This window comes from Arthrobacter sp. SPT-J7 (genome assembly GCF_059089965.1).
Map to the genome: position 1 here is coordinate 1 of NZ_JBNHFF010000114.1, position 10,453 is coordinate 10,453.

The following is a 10,453-nucleotide window of genomic DNA, read 5'->3' on the forward strand; positions in this document are numbered from 1 at the left end:
GAGGCGGACAAGTGCGCGGCCGCTGAGGTCGTGGGAGATTTCACGGATGCTGCGGATCGGGTTCTCCATCCGCATGTCCCGCATGATCACCCCTGCCTCGATCATTCTCAGGACCAGGTCAACCGTGCCCACCTTCATCAGGGCCGTGGCTTCAGACATGTTCGAATCGCCTACGATGACGTGGAGCCGGCGGTAGAACTCGGCATCCGCGTGCGGTTCATCCCGGGTGTTGATGATGGGGCGGGACCGGGTGGTGGCCGAGGAAACCCCTTCCCAGATGTGGTCTGCCCGCTGGGAGAAGGCGAAGGTTGCCCCATGCGGGGTCTTCAGGATCTTCCCGGCGCCGGCGATGAGTTGGCGGGTGACCAGGAAGGGAATCAGGATCTCGGCCAGCCGGGAAAACTCACCGCGGCGGGGAATCAGGTAGTTCTCGTGGCTGCCATAGGAGTTCCCGGCGGAGTCCGTGTTGTTCTTGAACAGGTAGACCGTGCCGTTGAAGCCCTCGGCCGCCAGGCGGGCCTGCGCCTCGTCCACGAGGTCGTCCAGGATCAACTCCCCGGCCCGGTCGTGGGCGATCAATTGCGCGAGATCGTCACACTCGGCCGTGGCGTATTCCGGATGCGATCCGACGTCGAGGTACAGCCTGGAGCCGTTGGTGAGGAAGACGTTGGATGAACGGCCCCAGCTGACCACCTTGCGGAAGAGGTAGCGCGCCACCTCCTCCGGGGCAAGAGGCCTCGAGTCGGGGCTGGAATACGAAATCCCGAATTCCGTTTCGATACCGAAGATTCTCTTGTCCATGTTTCCTCCTAGGCCAGCATTGCAGCGATATCCGCGTCGTCAAGCCGGCGGAAGGCGCGCCGCGAGCCCCGCGAGCTCTCTGACGACCTGTCCAGGACGGCAACTTCCACTGCCGTAACCGGCAATGCCTTCGGCTGTTCGCCCGTCTCGGTCGCCGGAACCAGTGCTCCCATGGCAAGCCGCAGGGCGTCCCCGAAGCTCAGTGAGCTGCGCCAGCCCTCCTCGATGGCTGAGGATACCTTGTCTGCCTGGCCGCCCATCACAACAAACTGGTGTTCGTCCGCAATGGAACCGTCAAAAGTCAGGCGGTAGAGGTGGTCCTCTGCCTGGGTGGGCCCCACCTCCGCAACCGCGAGTTCAACTTCGAAGGGCTTTTGCTCGGCGGTGAATACCGCTCCGAGGCTCTGCGCATAGACGCTGGCCAGGCCGCGGGCGGTAACGTCCTCGCGATCATAGGAGTAGCCGCGGACGTCCGCGTACCTGACGCCGGCCTGCCGGAGGCTCTCGAATTCGTTGTACTTCCCGACGGCCGCGAACGCGATTTTGTCGTAAATCTCACCGATCTTATGCAGGGACGGCGACGGATTCTCAGCGACCAGCGCGATTCCGTCGGCGCAGCTGATAACAGTAACTGACCTTCCCCGGGCGATTCCCTTCCGTGCGAAATCCGCACGGTCCTTCATCAGCTGCTCTGGCGATACGTAAAACTGCTGGGTCATCTCAAGCCTCCCGTCCGGCGATGGTGCGGGCCTCGATGATGTCTCCGGCGGTAACCGCGAGCACGTTCTCGGCTACCCGCCGTGCACCGGACCTGTCCACCGTGTAGATAACCGGCCAAAGCTGGCGGACGGTATCCGGTCCTCCGGTCGCGGAGTCGTCGTCTGCGGCGTCGTAGAGGGCCTCGACGGCGACGGAGATTGCTTCAGCCTCGTTCAGGCTTGGACGCCACAGCTTTTTCAGGGCGCCCCGGGCAAAGACCGAGCCGGAACCGACCGTATGGTGTTCGTGTTCCTCGTACCTGCCCCCCGTAACATCGTAGGAAAACAGCCGTCCCACGCCGGCGCTGGTGTCGAAGCCGGCGAAGAGCGGCACCACTGCGAGCCCCTGCATGGCGAGGGGAAGGTTGCCGCGGATCATCGCTCCCAGCCTGTTGGCTTTGCCTTCCAGGCTGAGCAGGGTGCCCTCAATCTTCTCGTAGTGTTCCAGCTCCACCTGGAACAGCCGGGTGAGGTCAATCGCTATGCCGGCGGTGCCGGCGATGCCCAGGACGGAGAAGCGGTCGGCAGGGAAGACCTTTTCGATATGCCTGCTGGCAATCACGTTGCCCATGGTGGCCCGCCGGTCCCCCGCCATCAGCACGCCACCGGCGTAGCTCATGGCCACGATGGTAGTGGCGTGCGGAACCTGCAGCTGCGCGGCCCCCGGCGCGGCCGCCTGGACTCCCCTGTTGTACGGCAGGAGTTCGGGCCGGTCCCGCTGCAGATGTTCCGTAAAGGACGAGGTGGCGTTGGCGGCTACCTGGTTGGCGGTTGATTCCTGCACTCATGCACTCCTTGAAAGTAGTTCTTCAACGTCGGTACAGATTCCGGCCTTCCGCGGCTTCCGCCACCCACCGGCTCCGGGTTACTGGCCGCCTTTTTGGACGAAGGCGCGCACGAACTCCTCGGCGTTGGATTCCAGCACTCCGTCGATCTCGTCGAGGAGGTCATCCACGCCTTCGGTTGATGCTGATGCCTGCGCTTCGGGGGGCGCGGGCGGGGCCTCGGGAATGTCCTCGTCGACCTGGCTGTCGCGCGATTGCGGCTGCTGCTGCTCCTGGCCTGCCATTGTTACCTCTCCCTTTCCTGCCGTCGGATCCGGCGGATCCTCCGATATGCCAATCCTGCCACGATGCCGGCCTTCCGGCGCGGTTTATGCCGCAGGCGGAGTCCTGTTGTGTCCCAGGAGTTCCGCGAGGAATGGGCCCGCTTCCCGGTAGCGCTCGAATAACGCTCCGGTCAGCGCTTTGGTTCCCCGAAGGGGCTCCCGGGTCGGGACGCGCTGAAGCCTGCCGTAGCCCGGGACATCGAAGATGACAGAGTCCCAACTGGCCCCCACGACGTCCTTGCCGAAGCTGCTGATGCACTTGCCACGGAAGAAGGCACGGGTGTCTGGCGGCGGCTCTCCCACGGCAGCCGCTATCGCACCGTCGTCGACAATCCTGTCCATGCGGTTCCTGGCGAGGAAGCGGTAGTAGAGGCCCTTTTCCGGCCTGATGTCGGCCCACTGAAGGTCAACCAGTCCAAGCCGGGCGTCGTTCCATGCCAGGCCGTCACGTTCGCGGTAGCCCTCAATCAGCGAGAGCTTAGCGACCCACTCCACGGAGCGGGCAGCTGCTGCCCGGTCACTGTCCAGCTGGGTGAGGACGGTGGCCCACCGGTCCAGGACGTCATGGGTGTGGCCATCGCCGTCCACCGCGTCACCGACTCCAGTATCCTGCGCCAGCTTGGCTGCGGCTTCGTGATACATCCACTGGAGGTCCAGGGCTGAGACACGCCTGCCGTCCAGCAGTCGCATTGTCGCGGTGAGGGAGGTGTCGTGGCTGACGGTCTGCAGGGCGGCCACGGGTTCGTAGACCTCAATCTTTGGCGCGAGCCCGGCCTCGATGAGGCTGAGGACCATGGCCGTAGTTCCGAACTTCAGGTAGTTGGAGACCTGGCTGAGGTTGGCATCACCGATGATGACGTGGAGGCGCCGGTACTTGTCCGCCGTGGAGTGCGGCTCGTCCCGGGTGTTGATGATGGGACGCCGGATGGTGGTCTCGAGGCCCACTTCGGCTTCGAAGAAATCAGCCCGCTGGCTGATCTGGTAGCCGGGGGTGGAAGCGTCTTGCCCGATCCCCACCCGGCCTGACCCACAGAGGATCTGGCGGCTGATGAAGAAGGGTGTCAAACCGCGGACGATATCCCCGAACGGAACGGAGCGGGGCATGAGGTAGTTCTCGTGGGACCCGTAGGACACCGATTTGTTATCGGTGTTGTTTTTGTACAGGTTCACCGGTGGCAGGTCGGGGTCAGCGGCCAGCCGGCGCACGGCGGCCAGCGCCACAAGGTCACCCGCGGCATCCCACTTGACGGCGTCACGCGGATTCGTCACCTCAGGGCTCGAGTACTCGGGATGGGCGTGGTCCACGTACAACCTGGCGCCGTTGCCCAGGACCATGTTCATGAGGAGGGTACCGGACTCATCCTGCCCGTCGAGTTCCAGTTCCTCCCGGCCGTAGGCCAGCGCAACAGCTTCCGCGTCCAGCACCGGCGGCTGGTCGGTCAGCTGGCTCGGGTGGGCGGACGCTCTGTCCACCGTCCAGCCACGTGCGTCATGAAGGGGTTCCTCGTCGGTGTAGTCCCACCGCGTTTCCGCCCCGCCTGCGGCGCGCTGGCGGGTCACCTGGGCATATGCCTGGACCACCCTCGCGCTCATCATGGTGGCGTTCGCCGACGGGGCGGACGGGGCATGGATGCCGTATTCGGTTTCTGCTCCCATGACCCGCAAGGCCCCGCCCACGGGGAGGGCTCCCCCGGCGGCGGGTTCCTGCGAAGCCGTCATAGATACTGCCCTGTGGTCGGCATTGTTTCGATCGACTTTCCAGGCTCCTGGCCGGCCTTGCCCTGCACGATGGTGCGGATGTATGTGATCCGCTCACCCTTCTTGCCGGAGATCCGTGCCCAGTCGTCCGGATTGGTGGTGTTGGGCATGTCCTCGTGTTCGCGGAACTCGTCCACCACCGCCCGCAGCAGGTGCTCGATCCGCAGCCCCTTCTGATGCGTGGTCAGCAGATCCTTGATGGCGTACTTTTTGGCCCGGTCCACCACGTTCTGCACCACGGCACCGGAGTTGAAGTCCTTGAAGTACAGCATCTCGGTGTCACCGTTCGCGTACGTGACTTCCAGGAACTCATTGGACTTGTCCGTGGAGTACATGGCTTCCACTGTGCGCTGGACCATGGCGTCCACCGTGGCCTGGACGTCGCCGTCGTGCTCGGCGAGGTCGGACTCGTGGAACGGCAGGTCCGTCGTGATGTACTTGTTGAAGATGTCCGCAGCAGCCTCGGCATCCGGGCGGTGGATCTTGACTTTGACGTCCAACCTGCCGGGCCGGAGGATCGCTGGGTCAATCATGTCCTCACGGTTGGACGCGCCAATAACGATGACGTTGTCCAGCCGCTCCACACCGTCGATCTCGCTCAGCAGCTGGGGCACGATGGTTGTTTCGACGTCGGATGAAATCCCTGTGCCGCGAGTACGGAACAGCGAATCCATCTCATCGAAAAACACCACGACGGGGCTGCCGTCCGAAGCCTTTTCACGGGCGCGGGAGAAGATGAGCCGGATATGGCGTTCCGTTTCGCCGACGTACTTGTCCAGGAGCTCGGGACCCTTGATGTTCAGAAAGTAGCTTTTCAGGTCCACGTTTCCGGAACGTTCCGCGGCGCGGGCGGCAAGTGAATTGGCCACGGCCTTGGCGATAAGGGTCTTACCGCAGCCGGGAGGGCCGTAAAGCAGGATGCCCTTGGGCGCCTTGAGGCCGTGTTCCCGGTAGAGGTCCGGGTGCAGGAAGGGCAGTTCGACGGCGTCGCGGATCTGCTCGATCTGCGGTCCCAGCCCACCGATGTCTTCGTACGTGATGTCCGGAACCTCTTCAAGGACCAGGTTCTCCACCTCGGACCGCGGCACTTTTTCCAGCGCGTAGCCTGTCCTCGAGTCGATGGAGAGGGCATCTCCCACCCGGAGCTTCTCTGCGAGCAGCGCGCCGGAAAGCCTGACCACCCGCTCCTCATCAGCCCTCCCAACCACCAGAACGCGGTCAGAGCCAAGCATTTCCTTCAGCGTGGCCAGTTCGCCTGCCCGCTCGTAACCGAGTCCGGCGACGACGAGGAGCGCCTCGTTGAGGAGGACTTCCTGCCCTACGGCCAGCTGGTTGATGTTCACCAGCGGGCTGATGCCCACGCGCATTTTCCGGCCGGCGTTGAAGATGTCCACTGATTCCTCGGTGGCTGCCTGTCCGCTGCTGCCGGGAGAAGGCTGCCGCCGCGGATTCAGCTGGAGGATGGTGCCGAAGCTGTAGGGAGGTTGTCCTTCCTGGTCCAGTGCGTTCTTCAGCCGGAGAATCTCTGCCTTTGCGGCCTCAAGCATCGTGACCAGCTTCGTATTGTTCTGCGTTGCCGCAGCCAACTGGCGGTCGATGTGCCTGAGCTTGTCCCGGAGAATGTTGACCTGGCGGTCGGCAACCGAGAGGTCGTTCGCGGCAGACTGCTCTGCCGGTGTACGTCCGGAGTCCTGGTTTGGCGTCTCCATGATGTATCAGCCCCTTCCTGCGCTTCTATTAAGACCTTAGCCCCAAGATGGCAGGTAGGGAGGGAGACTCCCGAAATATGGACTAGTTCGTGATGTCCGGCGTGTCCTTGACGTTCGTGCCTGCGATGGCATCGCGGGCGGCGCGCCGAAGCTTTTTGTCCGAGACCAGCCGCTCCCCAACGGCACCCGGGGTCCACGCGTTGACGTCCTCTTCGTTGAAGTCTGTCTTTGAGGGGCGCCTCTTGACGGAGATGCCAGTGACGCCGTCGGCCAGCCGGCGGGTGACCAGCAGGAAGCCGGTGTGGGCCACCATGCGGTGGTCGGGGCGGACGGCGAGGCCCTCCAGGTGCCAGCCGCGGACCATGGACTCCCAAGCGTCTGGCTCCGTGAACCGGCCGTCGGCACGGATGGCCTCCGCCGTCCTGGAGAGCTGGGTGACGGTTGCCACGTAATTGATCCATACGCCGCCCGGGGCTAGGACGGTAGCCACGGCATCGAGGCACTCCCAGGGCGCGAGCATATCCAGGACTACGCGGTCAACGGAGCCCGGGGCCTCGCTGCGCACAACTTCCTCCTGGAAGTCGCCCAGGGAAATCTGCCAGGCAGGGTGCGGGCCGCCGAAGATCGTCTCCACATTTCCACGGGCGATGTCCGCAAATTCTTCACGCCGTTCAAAGGAGTGCAGGTAGCCGTTATCTCCAACAGCGCGGAGCAGCGAGATGGAGAGGGCACCGGAGCCAACCCCCGCTTCCACCACCCGCGCACCGGGGAAGATGTCAGCCATGGTGACGATCTGCCCGGCATCCTTGGGATACACCACCGCAGCGCCGCGGGGCATGGAGAGGACGAAATCGGAGAGCAGCGGGCGCAGGGTCTGATATTGCTGGCCAACGTTGTTGACAACTACCGAGCCGTCAACCTTGCCGATAACGTCGTCGTGGTTCAGGAAACCACGGTGGGTATGGAAAGCGCCGCCGCTTTCGAGGGTGATCGTGTTCATGCGTCCCCGCTCGTCCGTCAGCTGGACGCGTTCGCCCTCGCGGAAGGGGCCGCGACGACGGGCAGCTCCCACCGGCTGCGAGCCGCTGGCGGCAACACCTGGCTGGGCTGCTGCTGTGGCTTCGTTGACGGCAGTTTCACTGCTCATGATTTTCCTCGCTCCTGTAAAACTGTGGTGCCCCCGCGCCAATGTCCTTTAAAGACATTGTGGCTTCTGCGGCGGCAATGCACGACCGGCAGGTAACTCTACCGGTTCCTGCCATGGGGATGCCTACCCGATTGCTGGCGCCTGCCTGTGATGGCGGACAGCACCGCGTCCTGGGAGAGCAGCCCGGTCACCTTGCCGTTGTGGTCCACTACGGCGTAGTCGCGTCCGTCGAGCTGGGACAGGAAGTGCAGAAGTTCCTGTCCCTTCGACCATTCCGGCACGTAGGCGCCGGCGGCAAGGGCATAGGACACCGCAGTGATGGGAGTCGCCCCGGCGGCAGCGGCCGGAACCGAAGCCAGCGCAGCAGGATCAACAACGGCCTCGGGCCGTCCGCCGTGGCCGTAAACCACTACTGACGTTCTTTCCGGTGCGCCAAGCCGGAGTGCGTCCTGCACCGACGCCGTGGCAGGCAGGCCGACGGCCGGCGTCGACAGCCCCGCAGCACTGACCAGATGAAGCCGACCGCGCAGGGTCCCCTGCTCGATGGCGGCCGAGGCCCCCATCCAGAGGAAGCCGCCCACCAGCACGGTAATCATGAGCAGGCTGAACTCAGGCGAATCACCGGCAAGCAGCGGCCGTAGGATGAACCAGTAGCCCAGCGCAACCACGATGAGGCGGCCGCCCCAACCCGCTGCCACCGTCCCCTTGGCTTGGCTGCCCGTGGCCTTCCAGACAACGGATTCCACCAGCCGGCCTCCGTCCAGCGGGAGCCCCGGCAGGACGTTGAAGACGGCAATGAGGAAGTTTGCCCACATAAAGATGTTGGTGAGGATTTCGGCGACGCTGCCCAGGGTGGCGCCAGTCAGAAGGAGCCAGGCGGCTGCGGCCAGAACAAAGTTGGCGGCGGGGCCGGCAAGGGCCACCAGCACGGATCGTCCCGGGGTGGCAGTAAAACTCTCGAACTGTGTATGCCCACCCCAGAGGTTGAGCACAATTTTCTGGGTTGGCCACCCATAGATCTTGGCCGTCAGGGCATGGGCCAGTTCGTGGACCAGGACGGAGACAAGCAGCAGGACAGCGTAGGCGAAAGCGATGACGTAGGCGCTGGCACCGAGGGCAGGGTTGTTCCGGCCAAGCACCGGCCCGTAGACAATCACGGTGAAGGCGGCGATGAGGAACCACGAGTAGGCCAGGACAACGGGAACACCGGCGATCCTGCCCAGCGGAATTCCCTCTCGGCGGACCGGGGCCGCTGTCTCAGTCATGGGAGGTCTCCAGCAGTCCCGTTGGCATTGCAGCGGAGGGCGCCGCCAAGCGGGACACCACCAGGTCCTCAAGATCAGCCAGTGAGCGGCCCGCCAGAGACTCCCATAACGTGTACCCATCGTCCTGAGGCAGCGGGACGATATGGGGAATGGCGACGGTGGCCACTCCGGACGCCACGGCTGCAGCCACCCCCGGTTCCGAGTCTTCAAGAGCGACGCAGTGGTGGATGGCCAGGTCCGGGTCCTTTTCCTGGAGCAGTTCCACTGCTTTCAGGTACGCCTCCGGGTGCGGCTTTCCTTGCGCTACGGTATCCCCGGTGACCACCACTTCGAAGTAGGGGCGTGGAAGGCTGGCCACCACCTCCCGGGCCAGCGGCCCCTCGGACATGGTTACGAGGGCGCATCTCACACCGGCAAGGTGGAGGTTTTCCAGGAGCTCCCGCGCGCCGGGGCGCCACGGCACCCGCTGCCTTACGCTGGCCACCACTTCGGCGGTGAGGGTGTCAATGATTTCGCGGATTTCAAGATCGACGCCGGCCTGCTGGAGAAGGCCGGCGGAGAACGTCAAAGACTGTCCTACGAGCTGCATGGCCTGCCCATGGGACCACGTTCCGCCGTGGGCTTCCACCAGCGCATGTTCAGCCGCTATCCAGTAGGGCTCCGTATCCACGATGGTGCCGTCCATGTCCCAGAGGACGGCTTTGAGCGGGGAATCGGTGGCTGGCAGTCGCATGTCCCCAGTCTACGGGGACTGTCTGGGCGGGGCCTGTGGCTACGCCGTTGGCGAATACGGCCGGGTTTGCTGCCTTCTGGGGAAACCAGGACGCATTTTTCGGCGCTTCATTCAATGCATGACCCCGCTCCTTGGACGTAGGGTGAAGAAATGAATAGCTTCGAGGGAGACACCACCGAACCTGGTGCCGGACCCGCCCGTGAGCGGTTCCTGCAGCCTGTGGCTGACGGGCAGCGCGTCACAGTGATGCTGGCCGCCTTTGAAGGCTGGAACGACGCCGGAGAGGCTGCAAGCGATTCGCTGCGCTACCTCAATAAGCTGTGGGGCGGCAAGAAAGTGGCGTCCATAGATGCTGACGAGTACTACGATTTCCAGTTCACCAGGCCCACCGTGCGCAGGAACGCTGCCGGGGAACGCAAGATCAAGTGGCCCTCCACGCGGATCTACAAGGCCAGCGCACCTGGCTCGAACGTGGACGTCATTTTCGTCCAGGGCACCGAGCCGTCCTATAAGTGGCGGGCCTACACGGCAGAACTACTGGTGCACGCCGAAGCGCTGAACGTTGACTACGTTGTTCTGGTGGGCGCCCTGCTCGCAGATGTCCCGCACAGCAGGCCCATCCCGGTGAGCACATCATCGGACGACGCACCGTTGCGGGAACGTATGAACCTTGAAGCCTCGCAGTACGAAGGCCCGGTGGGAATTGTTGGAGTCCTCTCCGAGGTCTCGCTCCTGGCAGGTATCCCTACCGTGTCGCTCTGGGCCGCCGTCCCCCATTACGTTGCCCAGGCGCCATCGCCGAAGGCACAGTTGGCCCTTCTCCACCGGATAGAGGAGCTGCTCCAGGTTCCCCTGGACACCCATGAGCTGGCTGAGGAAGCTGACGCGTGGGAGCGGGGCGTTGACGAACTGGCCACCGAGGACCCTGAAATCGCGGCCTATGTCCGCCAGCTCGAGGAGGCAAAGGACACCGCGGACCTTCCGGAAGCGACGGGCGAGTCCATTGCCCGCGAGTTTGAGCGTTACCTCAAACGTCGCGGGCAGGACAGGCCGTAAGGAGGCCGCCCCGGCCGCGGGGGGCCGGCCGGCCGGCCCCCGGGGGGGGGCCGGGGGGGGTTCGGGGGGGGGGGGGGGGGGGGGCCGCCCCCCAACCCCATACAGACAGAAAGGGGCC

The 10,453-nt window shown here is 64.3% G+C and carries 10 protein-coding genes; 1 reads left to right on the forward strand and 9 read right to left on the reverse strand.

Features of this window, described 5'->3' with window-relative positions:
* From AC5RWX_RS25765 to AC5RWX_RS25805, 9 genes are all read right to left on the reverse strand, one after another.
* Positions 1–801, reverse strand: an 801-nt coding sequence (locus tag AC5RWX_RS25765; protein WP_494099122.1) for a proteasome accessory factor PafA2 family protein, incomplete at its 3' end; no start/stop codon positions are given.
* 8 nt (positions 802–809) lie between these two features.
* A complete protein-coding gene (prcA, locus tag AC5RWX_RS25770) occupies positions 810–1,520 on the reverse strand; it encodes a proteasome subunit alpha (RefSeq protein ID WP_494099123.1) in 711 nt (236 codons plus the stop codon).
* Between the two features lies 1 nt (position 1,521).
* Complete coding sequence (prcB, locus tag AC5RWX_RS25775; RefSeq protein WP_494099124.1) at positions 1,522–2,343, reverse strand: proteasome subunit beta; 822 nt, start codon at positions 2,341–2,343, stop codon at positions 1,522–1,524.
* Positions 2,344–2,424: 81 nt separating this feature from the next.
* On the reverse strand, positions 2,425–2,628 hold the full coding sequence (locus AC5RWX_RS25780; protein ID WP_015937113.1) for a ubiquitin-like protein Pup: 204 nt from the start codon (positions 2,626–2,628) through the stop codon (positions 2,425–2,427).
* 84 nt (positions 2,629–2,712) lie between these two features.
* Positions 2,713–4,386 carry a depupylase/deamidase Dop gene (dop, locus tag AC5RWX_RS25785; protein WP_494099125.1) on the reverse strand — a complete coding sequence of 558 codons (1,674 nt, stop codon included), beginning with the start codon at positions 4,384–4,386 and terminating at the stop codon, positions 2,713–2,715.
* Positions 4,383–6,134, reverse strand: a complete 1,752-nt coding sequence (gene arc, locus AC5RWX_RS25790) for a proteasome ATPase (protein ID WP_458782030.1) — start codon at positions 6,132–6,134, stop codon at positions 4,383–4,385. The genes dop and arc overlap by 4 nt, the downstream gene beginning before the upstream one ends.
* Positions 6,135–6,216: 82 nt before the next feature.
* A complete protein-coding gene (locus AC5RWX_RS25795; protein ID WP_494099126.1) occupies positions 6,217–7,281 on the reverse strand; it encodes a tRNA (adenine-N1)-methyltransferase in 1,065 nt (354 codons plus the stop codon).
* Positions 7,282–7,379: 98 nt separating this feature from the next.
* A complete protein-coding gene (locus AC5RWX_RS25800; RefSeq protein ID WP_494099127.1) occupies positions 7,380–8,546 on the reverse strand; it encodes a site-2 protease family protein in 1,167 nt (388 codons plus the stop codon).
* Positions 8,539–9,279 carry an HAD family hydrolase gene (locus AC5RWX_RS25805; protein WP_494099128.1) on the reverse strand — a complete coding sequence of 247 codons (741 nt, stop codon included), beginning with the start codon at positions 9,277–9,279 and terminating at the stop codon, positions 8,539–8,541. Before AC5RWX_RS25805 ends, AC5RWX_RS25800 begins: the two co-directional genes overlap by 8 nt.
* Positions 9,280–9,429: 150 nt before the next feature.
* Between AC5RWX_RS25805 and AC5RWX_RS25810 the strand changes: the two genes are divergently transcribed.
* Positions 9,430–10,335 carry a PAC2 family protein gene (locus AC5RWX_RS25810; RefSeq protein WP_461190198.1) on the forward strand — a complete coding sequence of 302 codons (906 nt, stop codon included), beginning with the start codon at positions 9,430–9,432 and terminating at the stop codon, positions 10,333–10,335.
* The last annotated feature ends 118 nt before the right edge of the window (positions 10,336–10,453 follow it).

Excerpts from the sequence above, each read along its gene's own strand:
- prcA (WP_494099123.1), bottom strand. The coding sequence starts at position 1,520 with ATGACCCAGCAGTTTTACGTATCGCCAGAGCAGCTGATGAAGGACCGT.
- AC5RWX_RS25780 (WP_015937113.1), bottom strand. The coding sequence starts at position 2,628 with ATGGCAGGCCAGGAGCAGCAGCAGCCGCAATCGCGCGACAGCCAGGTC.
- dop (WP_494099125.1), bottom strand. The coding sequence starts at position 4,386 with ATGACGGCTTCGCAGGAACCCGCCGCCGGGGGAGCCCTCCCCGTGGGC.
- arc (WP_458782030.1), bottom strand. The coding sequence starts at position 6,134 with ATGGAGACGCCAAACCAGGACTCCGGACGTACACCGGCAGAGCAGTCT.
- AC5RWX_RS25795 (WP_494099126.1), bottom strand. The coding sequence starts at position 7,281 with ATGAGCAGTGAAACTGCCGTCAACGAAGCCACAGCAGCAGCCCAGCCA.
- AC5RWX_RS25800 (WP_494099127.1), bottom strand. The coding sequence starts at position 8,546 with ATGACTGAGACAGCGGCCCCGGTCCGCCGAGAGGGAATTCCGCTGGGC.
- AC5RWX_RS25805 (WP_494099128.1), bottom strand. The coding sequence starts at position 9,279 with ATGCGACTGCCAGCCACCGATTCCCCGCTCAAAGCCGTCCTCTGGGAC.
- AC5RWX_RS25810 (WP_461190198.1), top strand. The coding sequence starts at position 9,430 with ATGAATAGCTTCGAGGGAGACACCACCGAACCTGGTGCCGGACCCGCC.